The following is a 14,314-nucleotide window of genomic DNA, read 5'->3' as shown; positions in this document are numbered from 1 at the left end:
CGGCCGCCCCTGACTCCCGTGGTCGGGACGGTTCGGGCAGGCGTCCTTGCCCGGTCCTGCGCCGTGCCCTGCCCCGAGGTGAACTCCATGGCCACCGTCCTCTCCGTCTCCGGCTCCCCCTCACCGGCCTCCCGCACCACCCGCCTGCTGCGCCACGTCGACGCCCGCCTCACCGCCCACGGCCACCGGGTGGTCCCGTTCGAGGTCCGCAGCCTCCCGGCCGAGGCGCTGCTCACCGCCGACACCTCGCACCCCGAGCTGGCCCGCGCCCTGGAGCTGTTCGCCCGGGCCGACGGCGTGGTGATCGGGACGCCCGTCTACAAGGCCGCCTACTCGGGCCTGCTGAAGACCCTGCTGGACGTGCTGCCCCAGTACGCCCTGGTGGGCAAGACCGTGCTGCCGCTGGCCACCGGCGGATCGGCCGCCCACGTCCTCGCGGTGGACTACGCGCTGCGCCCGGTGCTCGCCTCGATGGGGGCCGAGCACGTCACCCGGGGCTGGTTCGTGCTGGACCGGCACATCGTGGTCCGCGAGGACGGCAGTACCGCCGTCGAGCGGGAGACGGACGTCCTGCTCACACCGGTGGTGGACGCCTTCGCCGCCGCCCTGGACCGGCACACCGGTACGAGCGCCGAACCGGCCGCCGGAGCGGCCCTGGCGGGCTGACCCCGAGACGGGCGGCCAGGCCCCCTAGGGGAGGGGGCCCGCATCCCGTACAGCGGGCGTCGTCCGGCTTCCTCCCGGCGGATGACGATTCACTCGCGGGGCGCTCCTAACGTGGTGTTTATCTCCCCACTCCACCGGACGGCGGTAACGCCGGCCGCAGCTCAGGGGTGGGGTCAACCCGAGAACGAAGACGGAAGCCTGCACCATGTCGGCGGGCGGGTGGTCTGCGTCAGGCTCGGGTCAACGGGTGGACCACAGATCGAGGAGACTCCAGTGACGACGGCAGCGACAGCCGTACAGGACCCACGGCTTCCCGGCGGTGAGACCGCTCCGGCGGCCTCCGCACGGCAGTTGACCAAGGCGTACGGCGCGGGGGAGACCAGGGTCACGGCGCTCGACTCGGTCGATGTGGACATCCAGCGGGGCCGGTTCACCGCCATCATGGGGCCGTCCGGCTCGGGCAAGTCGACGCTGATGCACTGCCTGGCGGGCCTCGACACCGTCTCCTCGGGCCGGATCTTCATCGGCGACACCGAGATCACCGGACTGAAGGACCGTCAGCTCACCCGACTCCGCCGGGACAAGATCGGCTTCATCTTCCAGGCCTTCAACCTGCTCCCCACGCTCAGCGCGCTGGAGAACATCACGCTCCCGATGGACATCGCCGGCCGCAGACCCGACCGGGCCTGGCTGGACCAGGTCGTGGCCACGGTCGGCCTGGCCGACCGGCTGAAGCACCGTCCGACCCAGCTCTCCGGCGGTCAGCAGCAGCGCGTCGCGGTCGCCCGGGCGCTGGCCGCCCGCCCCGAGATCATCTTCGGGGACGAGCCGACGGGCAACCTCGACTCCCGCTCCGGCGCCGAGGTGCTGACCTTCCTGCGCCGCTCGGTGGACGAGCTCGGCCAGACCATCGTCATGGTCACCCACGACCCGGTCGCCGCCTCCTACGCGGACCGCGTGCTCTTCCTCGCCGACGGCGTCATCGTCGACGAGATGCACGCCCCCACCGCCGACTCCGTCCTTGAGCGCATGCGTCGTTTCGACGGCAAGCGCACCAGCTGAGGGGCCCTCCGATGCTGCTCAAGACCTCACTGCGGAGCTTCCTCGCCCACAAGGGGCGGATGGCGCTCTCGCTGATAGCCGTGGTGCTCTCGGTCGCCTTCGTCTCCGGCACCCTGGTCTTCTCCAACACCGCCACCACGACGTTCGACAAGCTCTTCGCCTCCACGGCGTCCGACGTCTCGGTCCGCCCGCACAGCGACGACACCGCGGACCAGCAGGTCGGCGGAAAGGTCAGGACGGTCCCGGTCCAGACCGTGCAGAAGGTCTCCGGCCTGCCGGGCGTCGGGTCCGTGGTCGGCGAGGTCATGGTGTCCAGCACCGTCCTGGTCGATCCGGCCACCAACAAGACGGTCGGCCCCACCAGCGGCGCCCCGACCCTCACCGGCAGCTGGGTCCAGACCCCGCGCAAGTCCCTGGAGATCACCTCCGGCCACGCCCCGCAGGGCCCCGGCCAGGTCCTGCTGGACAGCGACACCGCCAGGAAGGCCGGCCTCGGCCTGGACAGCCCGCTCCGCCTGATCACCACGACCGGCAGCTACGACCTCAAGATCTCCGGTATCGCCACCTTCAGGACCACCAACCCCGGCGCGGCGCTCGCCTTCCTGGACACCCCGACCGCCCAGCGGCTGCTGCTCGACTCCACCGCCTACACCTCGGTCGAGGTCTTCGGCGACGGCAGCCGCAGCAACGACGACCTCAGGACCGAGGCCGCCACCGCCGTCGGCACTGGCTTCGACCTGAAGACCGCGGCCGAGCAGAAGGCGGAGAACGCCAAGAGCGTCGGCTCCTTCCTCGACTTCATGAAGTACGCCATGCTCGGCTTCGCCGGTGTCTCGCTGCTGGTCGGCGGCTTCCTGATCATCAACACCTTCTCCATGCTGGTCGCCCAGCGCACCCGTGAGATCGGCCTGCTGCGCGCCATCGGCGGCAGCCGGGGCCAGGTCAACGGATCGGTGCTGGTCGAGGCCCTAATCCTGGCGGTGCTCGGCTCGACGCTCGGCCTCTTCGGCGGCATCGGCCTGGCCATGCTGCTGATCCGGCTGATGAGCGCGGTCGGTATGAACCTGACCTCCGCCGCCCTGGAGATCGGTGCCTCCGTCCCGATCGCCTCGTACACCGTCGGCATCGTGATCACCCTGGTGGCGGCCTTCATACCGGCCCGCCGGGCCGGGAAGATCTCCCCGATGTCCGCCCTGCGCGACCACGGCACCCCGACCGAGGCCAGGGCCAACCGGATCCGCGCCGCCGTCGGCCTGGTGCTGACGGCCGGTGGCGCCGCCCTGCTGGTCGCGGCCGCCCGGGCGGGCGAGGCCGCCACCGGCGGTGCGTTCCTCGGCCTCGGCGTGGTGCTGACGCTGATCGGCTTCGTGGTGATCGGCCCGCTGCTCGCCACCGGCCTGATCCGGGTGCTCGGCGCAGTACTGCCCGCACTCTTCGGCCCGTCCGGCCGCCTCGCCCAGCGCAACGCGATGCGCAACCCGCGCCGGACGGGTGCCACCGCCGCGGCGCTGATGATCGGCCTGGCGCTGGTCATCGGAGCCTCGGTCTTCACCTCCTCGATGGTCAGCTCGACCAATGCCCAGATCGACAAGTCCGTCGGGGCCGACTACGTCGTGCAGGGCAACCAGAACGGCCTCACCCCGGCCATGGTGAGCGCCGCGAAGTCCGCCAAGGGCCTCGCCCACCTCACCGAGGAGAAGGAGCTCGCCGCCACCCTCACCCTGCCGGACGGCAGTACGAGCAAGAGCCGGCTGACGGCCGTCTCGCCGACCTTCGTCGACGACTTCCGGCTCCCCGCCAAGGCCGGCTCGGCCACCACGATCACCGGCGGCGGCATCTCGGTGGACGAGGACTTCGCCACCCGGCACCACCTCGCGGTCGGCGACCGGCTCACCGCCGACTACGGCCAGGGCCACACCCAGAGCCTGGTGCTCGGCCTGATCACCGCCAAGGGCAACTCGTTCTCCGACGGCAACCTGTTCGTCGGTCTCGACACCGTCACCAAGGCCGTCCCGGCCGCCGAACTGCCGCAGGACGCCGCGTTGTTCGGCAAGGCCGGGGCGGGCGCGGACAAGGCTGGGACGCTCGACGCCCTGCAGGAGGCGCTCAAGGCGTACCCGCAGCTCACCGTCCAGGACCAGGCCGGTTACAAGAAGATCGTCCAGGATCAGGTCAACACCCTGCTCTACATGGTCTACGGCCTGCTCCTGCTCGCCATCGTGGTCGCGGTCCTCGGTGTGGTGAACACCCTGGCCCTCTCGGTGGTCGAGCGGACCCGCGAGATCGGCCTGCTCCGCGCCATCGGCCTGTCCCGCCGTCAGCTGCGCCGGATGATCCGGCTGGAGTCGGTGGTCATCGCGGTCTTCGGCGCCCTGCTCGGCACCGGTCTCGGCCTGGCCTGGGGCATCACCGCCCAGCGGGTCCTCGCCGACCGGGGGCTGAGCACCCTGGCCATTCCGACCGAGAAGATCGTCGTCGTCCTGCTGGCCTCCGCCGTGATCGGCCTGCTGGCCGCACTGCTCCCGGCCTTCCGGGCCGGACGGATGAACGTTCTCGCGGCGATCGCGACGGACTGACCGCACAGCGACCGGCCGGGAGCGGCCGGATCGGGGAACGGGTGGCCGGGTGCACAAGCACCCGGCCACCCGTTGTTCCAGGAGCGCCGACCGACGGGTGCTGCCTGACCGACTTCCCGGCCGGCTGCGTGACCGACTGCCTGATCAGCTGCCTGGCCGGCTGCGCGGCTGCCGGCGACTGCGGGCCTGCCGACCGTTCCGGGTGCCGGTCACGGGCACCCGATCTCGCTGCCCGTGGCGGCCGAGACGGTCGGCGAACCCGAACCTGAGCCCGATCCCGACGCCAGTCCCGATGCCGGCCCCGCTGCCGACGCCGCTGCCGACGCCGATGCCGGCCCCGACGCCGGTGCCGACGGTGCACCCGGCAGCGCAGTCACCCCCAGGTAGTCGCTGCCCGCGATCACCAGCAGGGTTGCCCCCAGTCCCGGCGTCCGGACCAGCTGCGCACCGGGCAGCGCGGCCGCGATCGTCCGTGCCGACTCGTCCCAGCGCGGGTCGTACCTGACCACCGTCCTGGTCGCGCCGCCGATGCCATCGGCGTTGGACGGCGTCCCAGTGGTGGCGAAGCCGAGCTTGCGCAGGTCACCGTCCGCCCGGGCGCCGAGTCCCGGCGTCCCGGCCCCGTTGAGCACCTGCACCCGGATCTGCCCGGGCTGCACGCTCAACCCGGGGGAGGCGGAAGCATCCGCCGAACCCGCCGAACCCGATGCGCCTGCTGAACCCGATGCGCCCGCCGTACCCGGTGCGGGCGACGGCCCCGTGGGAGCCTCCGGGGGCCCGGTGAGCGGCCTGCCCTCGCGTACGGCGGTGAACAGGGCCTTGGCGGCGCGCTGGTCCCACAGGACGGTCGAGCCCACGCCGGGGACCTGGTGGTCGACGACCGAGAGCGGGACGGTCGCGAAGTCCGCGTTGGCCGCCGAGAGGTCCTTCAGCCGGTCGGCCAGGGCGAGCAGGTCGTCGGCGGAGAGCCCCCTGTCGACCTTGACCGACTTCAGCAGGCTGTCCACCACCCGGCCGAGCCGTCCCGGGTTGAGCAGCGTGCCGGTGTCGGTCGCCTGGCGCAACAGCTGTGCCAGCAAACGCTGTTGACGGTACATCCGGCCGAGATCGGAGCTGCCGTCCACATGCCGGGCGCGGACGTACCTGAGTGCGCCCGCGCCGTCCAGTCGGGTCGTCCCGGCGGGCAGGTCCAGGCCCGCGAACTCGTCCTTCAGCGGCTTGGCGGTGCACACCTCGACCCCGCCCAGCGCGTCCACGGTGGAGACGAAGCCGAGGAAGTCGGCCTGGAGGTAGTGGTCGATCCGCAGGCCGGTGTTCTGCTCCACGGTACGGACGGTGAGCGGTGCGCCGCCCATCCCGTACGCCGCGTTGATCCGGCCCTTCCCGGCCGGGACCCGCCTGCCGGTGGCGGGGTCGCGGTGCGCCGGGATCGTGACGTAGGAGTCACGCGGGATGCTGACCACGCTGGCTCGCCCGCCGTCCCTGGCGAGCTGGACGAGCATCATGGTGTCGGTGCAGTGGCACGACTCGCCGCCCGCGTGCAGCACGTCCTTGAGGGTGGCCTCCGGGATGCCCTCCCGGTCGTCGGTGCCGACCACCAGGATGGTGGTGCCCCCGTCGTCGTCGGGACGGTCCTCGGCCCCGGCGAAGGCGTCCACCCGGCCGATCGAGCTGCCGACCCCGTTGAGCACCGCCCAACCCGTACCGGAGGTGGCCAGGACGGTCGCCGACACGCAGGCGGCCAGCCAGAGCCCGCCCCGGCGCCGGCCGGGACCGGACGGAGCGGGATCGGACCGAGCCGGACCGGACCGGGCGGCGACCGCGCCGGGCGGAGCGGGGGGTCGGCGGGCTGAGGAGGCCATCTCTCGGATGGTAGGCGCGCCGCCGCACGGCCGGTCGGGGGCGCGCCGAGGCGGGCGGACAGGGAGGCGAAACGTTCCGCCATGGCGCCGAAGGAAACCGGGCCGGCCGGGTGACCAGCCGGGGCGGACCGGCCGGGACGATCGCTCGGGCGAACCCGAACCTGACAACGAAGGTGGGCCGCCGGTACGGTTGGCCACGATGAACACCAAGGCTGCTGAGGAGCTGCCGGCGGTCTCCGTGATCATGCCGGTGCTCAACGAAGAACGTCACCTGCGCACCGCGGTCCGGCACATCCTGGAGCAGGAGTACGCCGGCGACCTGGAGGTGGTGATCGCTCTGGGCCCCTCGTCCGACCGTACGGACGAGATCGCCGCCGAGCTGGTCGCCGAGGACCCCCGGGTCCGTACCGTGCCCAACCCCACCGGTCGCACCCCCGCCGGGCTGAACGCGGCGATCCGCGGCTCCCGCCACCCGATAGTGGTGCGCGTGGACGGCCACGGGCTGCTCACCCCGGGGTACGTCGACACCGCCGTCCGCCTGCTCGGCGAGATGGAGGCGGCCAACGTCGGCGGCATCATGCACGCCGAGGGCGAGACCGAGTGGGAGAACGCGGTCGCCGCCGCCATGACCTCCAAGATCGGGGTCGGCAACGCGGCCTTCCACACCGGCGGCCTGGCCGGTCCGGCCGAGACCGTCTACCTGGGCGTCTTCCGCCGTGAGGTGCTGGAGAAGCAGGGCGGCTACAACGAGGAGTTCATCCGCGCCCAGGACTGGGAGCTCAACTACCGCATCCGCCAGGACGGCGGGCTGATCTGGTTCACCCCGCAGCTGCGGGTGACCTACCGGCCCCGGCCCAGCGTGCGGGCGCTCGCCAAGCAGTACAAGGACTACGGCCGGTGGCGCCGGGTGGTCACCCGCTACCACAAGGGCTCGGTCAACCTGCGCTACCTGGCCCCGCCGGCCGCGCTGTTCGGCGTCGTCGCCGGCCTGGTGCTGGGGGCGGCCGTCCACCCCGCCTTCCTGGTGGTGCCCGGCGGCTACCTGCTGGGCATACTCGGCGGCTCGGTGGTCGAGGGGCGCGGGCTCTCCGCCAAGGCCTGGATCCAGCTGCCGGTGGCACTCGCCACCATGCACATGAGCTGGGGCTTCGGCTTCCTCACCTCGCCGCGCTCGCTGGCCCGCCGGGTCATCGACAGCAAGCGTCCGACGCCGATGGGCAGCGCCGCGGCCAACCCGAAGTAATCCGCACTCGGGGTCACTCCCCCAGGGGCGCGGGCAATCGCGCGGGCAACCTGCCGAGGAAGTCGCAGGTTTGGCCGCGTGGTTCCCCGCGCCCCTCTGCCGTGTCCGGCGGGCGCGCACCACTCGGGACATGAACTGCCCGGTATCGCCCTCCCGTTGGGGCGTGGGCCGCTATGTTCGGCGGCATGGCGATTTCTGATGGATCATCAGTGCGTATCGAGTCCGGTGCCGATGTGGACGAGCGGGCCGCGATCGGTCCCGGCAGTACGGTGTGGCACCTGGCGCAGGTCCGCGAAGGGGCCGAGATCGGTGCCGACTGCATCATCGGACGCGGTGCCTACGTCGGCCCCGGCGTCCGGATCGGCGACCGGGTCAAGCTGCAGAACCACGCCCTGGTCTACGAGCCGGCCGTCATCGAGGACGGCGTCTTCATCGGCCCTGCGGCCGTGCTGACCAACGACATGTACCCGCGCTCGGTCGACCCGGACGGCAAGCTGAAGCGCGGCGAGGACTGGCACGCCCAGGGGGTGACGCTTCGCCGGGGCTGCTCGGTCGGCGGCCGGGCGGTGCTGGTCGCCGGGGTGACGGTGGGACGTTGGGCGCTGGTGGCGGCCGGTGCGGTGGTGCACCGGGACGTCCCGGACTTCGCCCTGGTGGCCGGGGTTCCGGCCCGCCGGATCAAGTGGGTCGGCCGGGCCGGCGAGCCGCTGACGGACGCCGGTGGCGGGCGCTGGCGCTGCCCGCGCACCGGCGAGGAGTACGTCGAGGCCGACGGGCTGCTGACCGAGGCGCCCTAGGCTCGGTCCTGCCGGGCGCACGACCTTCCGGGCGCACGACCTCGCGGGCGTGACCGGGCGTCATCCGGCCCGGCGCACCGGCGCACCGGCGAACCGCCCGAGCGCGCCCGGGCCCGGCCCGGCCGAGCTCGGACGGCGCGTCCCGGCCCGGCCGGCCCGGATCCGTCTCGGGTTTGGCTCAGTAGGTGTAGATGTGGCCCTGCGGGTTGACGGTCATGCAGCTCTTCTCGTCGTCCGCAGTGGTGGACTCCACCGACTTCGGCAGCTTGTTCGGCGCCGGCTTGGCACTGCCGGAGGCGCCGCCCGAGGCCGGGTAGCTGGTGCCGCTGGTCCAGTCGGAGCCGATCACCAGGCTGAGCGTCTTGCTGCTGCCGGACTCCTTGAGCGCGTCGGCGGGCAGGTCCAGCGCCGTGGCGATCGCCTGGGCCTGGGCGCTCTGGCCGCTGCCGTACGTGAGCTGGGTGCTCTCCTCCGAGCCGCCGCCGCCGATCGCGGTCGCCTTGCCGAAGCCGGCCTCGACCAGGGCGTCCCTGATCTCGGTGGCGCGGGCGGTGGCGCCGGAGGCGTTCTGGACGGTGACCGCGACCGAGCTCTTGTTGATCTCCCGAGCCGGCGCGGCCGCCGTGGTGCCGCTGGGGGAGGGGCTGGCCGAGGCGCCACCCGAGGCACCGTCACCACCCTTGAGCGACTTGCCGTCGATCGGAGTGTCGGCCAGCAGCATCTTCCAGATCTGGTCGGTGTCCTGCTTGTGGAGCACCAGGCGGTCCGGATCAGTGGGTGCGGTGTCCACCGGCACGGTCAGGCTGGTGGTCCGCTCGGTGGGCACCGAGCGGAGGTCGTTGCCCAGGTCGTAGAGCTTCTTGATGTCGGCGATCGGCTTGTCCACGGTCAGCGACTTGGTGGCGGCCTCGGCCAGCGACATCAGTCGGCCCGGGTCGCTCAGCGAACCGTTCTTCTTCAACTGCCGGATCATCGCGCTGAGGTAGAGGTGCTGCGCCTTGGTGCGGCCGATGTCGTCGCCCCAGGCGTCGCGCATCCGCAGCCACTGCAGGGCCTGCTCGCCCTTGATGTAGGTGGTGCCCTTGGGCAGCTTGAGGTTGGTGCCGCCGACACCGGGCTGGTAGCGGTCGTAGAGGTTCATGTTGACGCAGACCGGGACACCGCCGACCGCGTCGGCCATGTTCACCACCCCGGCGAAGTCGACCATCATGTAGTGGTCGATGTCCAGGCCGGTCAGCTTGACCCAGGTGCCGAGCACGCAGCCGGGGCCGCCGCGCGGCAGCGCCTCGTTGATCATCGTGTGCTTGGTGGCGGGGTAGGTGGTCTTGCCGTCCTCGCTGTGACAGGTCGGGATGTCCACCAGGGTGTCGCGGGGGATGCTGATCATCGAGGCGTTGGTGCGGTCGGCCGAGACGTGCAGCAGCATCTGGACGTCCGCGAGGCCGGGCCGGCCCGCGTCGTCGGCGGCTCCGCCGAGCGCGACGTCCGCAGCGGAGCCGCGGCTGTCGGTGCCTATCAGCAGGATGTTCAGCGGGGTCTGCCCGGCGGAGTTGGGCGCGGTCCTGGAGCCCTTGGCGTCGCTGAGGTTCTTGCTGCCGGACTGGATGTTGCCGTTGAGGTGCTGGTAGTAGAGGTACGCGGCGCCGCAGCCCGCCACCAGGGTCAACCCGAGCGTGGCCGCGGTGATCCGTATCCAGCGGCGGCCGCCCTTGCGCCCACCCTGTCGGGCCGCCTGCCGGGCGGAGGTGCGTCCGCCAAGCTCGGGTATGCCGGAGTCGGCTGAGGACTCGCCGGACATCGGCTCGACGTTGGTCATGACTGGTCAGCTGCCTCTCGTGAATCGGGCCCCCGTCGGCCGCCTCACGGGAACCTACCGGACATCACGAGCTGGACTGAATTTTGTTACATGATCAGAACGTCACTCTTATTGAAGTTTGACTGTGGGTAGAACACTTCGTTACTTGGCGCACACATCGGTGTCGTCGGCCTGAACCCGCTGGAGGTTCTTCGGGGCTTCGGTCGGCGCCGGGGCGGAACCGGACGTCTTGGTGAAGTCTTTGCCGAGCACCAGTACCAGCGGATCGGCCGGCCCGTACCGGGAGTTCTCCCGCACCGCGTCCGCGGGCAGCCCGAGTGCCGCTGCCAGTGCGGCGGCCTGGTCGGCCAGGCCCGGCGGGTGGGAGAGCGTACTGGTCGCAGTCACCTCGGCGTCCCGTCCTGCGGCGGCCCGGTCGAAGCCCCGGCCCTGCAACGCGGTGACGGCTCTTGCGGCCTGGCCCGTCTGTCCGGTGCCGTTGCGCACCGTGAGTCTGACCTCGGCCGGGTCGATCCGCGGGGCGCCGGGAGCGGCGTCCGGGGGGCTCGACGCCGAAGGGCCGGCGGACGGCGAGTGGGCGGCGGTGGTGAGCGGGCGGTCGGCCGCGACCAGCGAGAAGAGGCGGTCCGCGTCGGGCTTGAGGAGCGTCAGCCGGCCCTCCTGCTCGGGGTCGTCGATCACCGGCACGGTGGTGAAGGTGATGTTCCCGGGGTTGACCCGCCGCAGGTCCAGGGCCAGGTTCCTGAGCTTGTCGATGCCCTTGAGCTGCGAGTCCACGGTCAGCGCCCTGGTGCCGGCCTCGGCCAGCCGCCAGAGCTTGGTGGGGCTGGTCAGGGTGTCGCTGCTCTTCATCCTGCGGATCACCGAGCCGATGAACTGCTGCTGCAGCGGGATCCGGGTCAGGTCGCCGCCCAGGCCGACCGAGTGCCGGGTGCGGACGAAGGCCAACGCCTCCTCGCCCTGGACGGTGTGCCGCCCCTTGGTCATCCTCAGGTGCGAGCCCGGGTCGTCGATGTCCTTCGCCGCGCAGACCTCGACCCCGCCCACGGCGCTCGAAAGGGTCTTCACCGCCTCGAAGTTGACCATCACGAAATGGTCGACCCGGATGTTCGTCAGCTTCTCGACGGTCAGCCAGGTGCAGCCCGGGTCCCGGCCGGCCTGGCCCAGGCTGGTGTTGAACATCGCCCGGCTCTCGCCCGGGATCTTCCTGGTGCCGTTCCGGCAGTCCGGGATCCGCACCAGCAGGTCGCGCGGGATGCTGATCACCGTCGCGTTGCTGCGGTCCTTGGCGATGTGGAACAGCAGGGTGGCGTCGGCGTGCCCGGAGCTGCCCTCGTCGCCGTAGTCGCGGCCGAGGCCCTCGCGGCTGTCGGTGCCGATCACCAGGATGTTCAGCGCGTCCGTGGCGCCGGCCGGCCGGTCGGCCTCGTCGCCGAGGTTCACCTCGACCGCGGAGATGTTCCGGTTGAAGTGCTGATACGCCAGAAAGGCGCCGCCGCAGCCGACCACCAGGGCCAGCGAGCCGGCGCCCGCCGTCCATCTGAGGGCGCGTCGGCTGCCGTGCGAGCCTGCCCGGGAGCGGCGGCGGCTGGCTCTGCCACCGGGCGGGCCGTCGTCGGACCGTCGGCCCGTAGCCTCGGCGGGCTCCCCGGTCCGGGGTCGCGGCAGGGTGGGCGGACGGCGTTCCAGGTCCAGCCGGAACTCTCCGGTGGCCGGGTCGAGCACCCACTGGTCGGCAGGGTCGACCTCGTGCGGAGTTTCGTTCGAAATGCCGCGACTGTACCGGTTTCCGCTGTTCACCTGGCACACCCTAGACGAGCCGCCGCAGCCGAACGCCCTTGGCGGACAAGGCAGTCCGGGTGGATGCCGACCGAAGCCGGATGGAACTGCCGTACGTCGGAGCCGGGTTGTCGTCGGCGGACCCGTCCGCCGGGGCGTCAGTGCATGCTGCACAGGTCCCGGTCGGCGGTGCTGCCCTGCAGGGTCGGACCCGTTGCGGGGACGGCACTGCCCGATGCTGACGGCGCACCGGAGGATCCGGGGGGCGCGGAGGGCGAGCCGCCCGCCGTCGGGCCGGCGCTGGACGCCGTGCCGTCCTCGCTGCCCGCGACCAGGTTCGCGCCCGGGGTCACCGGACCGCTCGCGGAGCTGCTCGCCCGGACCCCGGCGCCGGGGGTGACCCCGAGGCTCGGCCCGGGGCTCGTCCGCGGGGCGCCGCTGTCCGCCCCGTCGTCGAGGAGACCGCCCCCGGCGTCGGCGGTGGCGGCCGGGGCCGTGGTGGCGCCGGGGGGCACGGTGGCGGTGTTGGTCGGCGCGGGCGCGTACGGACTCACCGCCACCCGCCGGTCCTCGCGCAGCGCGGCGAACAGCTGGTCGGTCTGCGGCTGGACGAACTGGTCCCGGTCCGCGTTGCCGGGGTACGGGCGGCGCGGGGTGGTGAGCAGTGCCAGGTTCGCCGGAGGGATGTTGCGCAGGTCCTCCGCCAGGTCGTAGAGCGCGCTCAGCTTGCTCAGCCCGGGGTCGGCGGTGACCGCGGAGGTCGCGGCGTCCAGCAGCGGCCAGAGCCGGACCGGGTTGAGCAGCACACCCTGGGACTGAACCTTGCGGGCCAGTGAGGCCAGGAACTGCTGCTGGCGCGCCATCCGTTCGGTGTCGCTGCCGTTGCCCAGGCTCTCGCGGACCCGGACGTAGCCCAGCGCCTGTTCGCCGTGCAGGGTCTGCCGCCCGGCCGCCAGGTCCAGTTTGGCGTCCCGGTCGTGGATCGGCCTCGGCACACAGACCTCCACGCCGCCGACGGCGTCCACCATCTTCTTGAAGCCGGTGAAGTCCAGGATCAGGTGGTGGTCGATCCGGATGCCGCTGAACTTCTCCACGGCCCGGATGGTGCAGGCCGGTCCGCCGAGCTCGAAGGCCCAGTTGAACTGCATGAGCCGGGTGGCCGAGCGGCTGCCGTCGGGCAGCTGACAGGGCGGCACCGTCACCATCACGTCCCGCGGGACGCTCACCGCCGTGGCGTGCTGCCGGTCACCCGAGAGGTGCAGCAGGATCGTGGTGTCCGAGCGCTGCCCGCTGTCCGAGCCCGGTGTGCCGTCCGATCCGTACGCGGCGTTGGCACCGGCCCGGGAGTCGCTGCCGATCAGCAGGATGTTCAGCGCCTGCCCGGCCCGGGTGTCCCGGCTGGGCCGGTTCGGCTCGTCGCTCTGCAGCCGTCGGCCGGTGACGTCGTCCGTCCCGATGTTGCCGTCCAGCTTGCGGTACGCCAGCCAGGCCAGCGCTCCCGCGGTGAGCAGCAGGAGGGCCATGGCACCGGACACGATCAGCAGAAATCGGCGGCGCCCCCCGCCTTTCGAGGTCGGGGGGCGCTCGCCGGAGTCATCCGTACCGGGGTCGTCTCTGGGGTCATCCGCTGCCATGTCGGGGATGCCTACCCACGTGGCCGGGCGGGCGGGGTCAGCCCAGACGCAGAGTCACCCGTTCGGATTCGATCCGCTTGTCCCACTGGGCTGCCGTCAGATCGCCGGAGTTCCGGCAGAGCACCACCGAGGCGCCGACCGACAGCGGGGCCAGCAGACCGGCCTCGAGGCCGGCCCAGTCCTGGTACGAGTGGGTGCTGAGCACCCGGCTGCCGGGGCCCAGGCCGAGCCGCAGCGCGCCCTCGCGGGCGAGCTGGACGGTCTGGTCACCGGTCAGCTTGAGCGGCAGGCCGTCGACGGTGGTCTCCAGCGCCGGGCTGTCCGGGTCGACCGGGGAGTACGGGGCGAAGCGGTCGCCCTGGCCGGGCACCTCGGCGGCGTAGTCGAGGAAGCCGTCCGGGCGCTGCGGGAAGCGGCCGCCCAGCGGGCGCAGGGCGAGGGCGACCCGTTCACCGGTGCAGGCCTGGGCGGCCTCCAGGCCGTCCGGGCCGCTGATGACCAGGTCGGCAGTGGCCGGGTCGCCGCCGGGTACCGCCGTGACGCCGACCGACCAGCAGGCCAGCAGCCAGACGGCGCTCTGCCAGTGCGCGGGCAGCAGCAGGGCGGCCCGGTCGCCGGGCCCGGCGTTGAGTTCGTCCTGAAGGAGGTTGGAGGTTTTGGCCACCCAGTTGTCGAAGGTCTTGGCGGAGAGCTCGACTCTCTCACCGGTGGCGTCGTCGTAGAAGGTGACCAGGGGACGGGAGGGATCCGCATCGGAGGCCCCGGCGCGCAGGTAAGCGTGCAGCAGCTCGGCGGGGGTGCGGGCGTCGGCAGCGAAAGGCGCAGTCATGGTGCCGTCCAGCCTACGACCTTCCGGTAAGCCCCCGAGAGGGGGAGGCG

General features: G+C 72.2%; 10 protein-coding genes. 5 read left to right on the top strand and 5 right to left on the bottom strand.

Features of this window, described 5'->3' with window-relative positions; genetic code table 11:
• Positions 1–87 precede the first annotated feature (87 nt).
• The 3 genes from ssuE (at position 88) to ACFC1R_RS00135 (ending at position 4,304) form a co-directional block, all read left to right on the top strand.
• Positions 88–666 (top strand): NADPH-dependent FMN reductase, encoded by a 579-nt coding sequence (gene ssuE / locus ACFC1R_RS00145; protein WP_375930227.1) that lies wholly within the window; start codon positions 88–90, stop codon positions 664–666.
• A gap of 273 nt (positions 667–939) precedes the next feature.
• Positions 940–1,728, top strand: a complete 789-nt coding sequence (locus tag ACFC1R_RS00140; RefSeq protein ID WP_375930224.1) for an ABC transporter ATP-binding protein — start codon at positions 940–942, stop codon at positions 1,726–1,728.
• 11 nt (positions 1,729–1,739) lie between these two features.
• Positions 1,740–4,304, top strand: a complete 2,565-nt coding sequence (locus tag ACFC1R_RS00135) for an ABC transporter permease (protein ID WP_375930221.1) — start codon at positions 1,740–1,742, stop codon at positions 4,302–4,304.
• A gap of 209 nt (positions 4,305–4,513) precedes the next feature.
• Here the strand turns inward: ACFC1R_RS00135 and ACFC1R_RS00130 are convergent, their stop codons facing one another.
• Positions 4,514–6,166, bottom strand: coding sequence for an LCP family protein (locus ACFC1R_RS00130; protein ID WP_375930218.1), 1,653 nt, complete (start codon positions 6,164–6,166; stop codon positions 4,514–4,516).
• Positions 6,167–6,365: 199 nt separating this feature from the next.
• Here ACFC1R_RS00130 and ACFC1R_RS00125 point away from each other — a divergent pair, with 199 nt between their 5' ends.
• Both ACFC1R_RS00125 and ACFC1R_RS00120 read left to right on the top strand, forming a co-directional pair.
• Entirely contained in the window at positions 6,366–7,409 is a 1,044-nt protein-coding gene (locus ACFC1R_RS00125; RefSeq protein WP_375930215.1) for a glycosyltransferase family 2 protein, read from the top strand.
• A 185-nt stretch (positions 7,410–7,594) separates the two neighbouring features.
• The gene (locus ACFC1R_RS00120; RefSeq protein ID WP_375930213.1) at positions 7,595–8,206 is read left to right on the top strand and encodes an acyltransferase; all 612 of its coding nucleotides are present in this window, start codon (positions 7,595–7,597) and stop codon (positions 8,204–8,206) included.
• 178 nt (positions 8,207–8,384) lie between these two features.
• Here the strand turns inward: ACFC1R_RS00120 and ACFC1R_RS00115 are convergent, their stop codons facing one another.
• From ACFC1R_RS00115 to ACFC1R_RS00100, 4 genes are all read right to left on the bottom strand, one after another.
• The gene (locus tag ACFC1R_RS00115) at positions 8,385–10,022 is read right to left on the bottom strand and encodes an LCP family protein (protein ID WP_375930210.1); all 1,638 of its coding nucleotides are present in this window, start codon (positions 10,020–10,022) and stop codon (positions 8,385–8,387) included.
• Positions 10,023–10,163: 141 nt separating this feature from the next.
• Positions 10,164–11,822: an LCP family protein gene (locus tag ACFC1R_RS00110; protein ID WP_375930207.1), complete on the bottom strand. Its 1,659-nt coding sequence runs from the start codon at positions 11,820–11,822 to the stop codon at positions 10,164–10,166.
• 137 nt (positions 11,823–11,959) lie between these two features.
• On the bottom strand, positions 11,960–13,336 hold the full coding sequence (locus ACFC1R_RS00105) for an LCP family protein (RefSeq protein WP_375930204.1): 1,377 nt from the start codon (positions 13,334–13,336) through the stop codon (positions 11,960–11,962).
• Between the two features lie 136 nt (positions 13,337–13,472).
• Complete coding sequence (locus ACFC1R_RS00100) at positions 13,473–14,264, bottom strand: TIGR03089 family protein (RefSeq protein ID WP_375930201.1); 792 nt, start codon at positions 14,262–14,264, stop codon at positions 13,473–13,475.
• Positions 14,265–14,314: the final 50 nt, after the last annotated feature.

The organism is Kitasatospora sp. NPDC056138, from assembly GCF_042264695.1.
In the GTDB taxonomy this organism is placed as follows: domain Bacteria; phylum Actinomycetota; class Actinomycetes; order Streptomycetales; family Streptomycetaceae; genus Kitasatospora.
Note: the sequence above shows the minus strand (reverse complement) of the source record. Positions and strands in the feature narration are given on the sequence as shown.

Excerpts from the sequence above, each read along its gene's own strand:
- ACFC1R_RS00130 (WP_375930218.1), bottom strand. The coding sequence starts at position 6,166 with ATGGCCTCCTCAGCCCGCCGACCCCCCGCTCCGCCCGGCGCGGTCGCC.
- ACFC1R_RS00135 (WP_375930221.1), top strand. The coding sequence starts at position 1,740 with ATGCTGCTCAAGACCTCACTGCGGAGCTTCCTCGCCCACAAGGGGCGG.
- ACFC1R_RS00115 (WP_375930210.1), bottom strand. The coding sequence starts at position 10,022 with ATGACCAACGTCGAGCCGATGTCCGGCGAGTCCTCAGCCGACTCCGGC.
- ssuE (WP_375930227.1), top strand. The coding sequence starts at position 88 with ATGGCCACCGTCCTCTCCGTCTCCGGCTCCCCCTCACCGGCCTCCCGC.
- ACFC1R_RS00125 (WP_375930215.1), top strand. The coding sequence starts at position 6,366 with ATGAACACCAAGGCTGCTGAGGAGCTGCCGGCGGTCTCCGTGATCATG.
- ACFC1R_RS00100 (WP_375930201.1), bottom strand. The coding sequence starts at position 14,264 with ATGACTGCGCCTTTCGCTGCCGACGCCCGCACCCCCGCCGAGCTGCTG.
- ACFC1R_RS00120 (WP_375930213.1), top strand. The coding sequence starts at position 7,595 with ATGGCGATTTCTGATGGATCATCAGTGCGTATCGAGTCCGGTGCCGAT.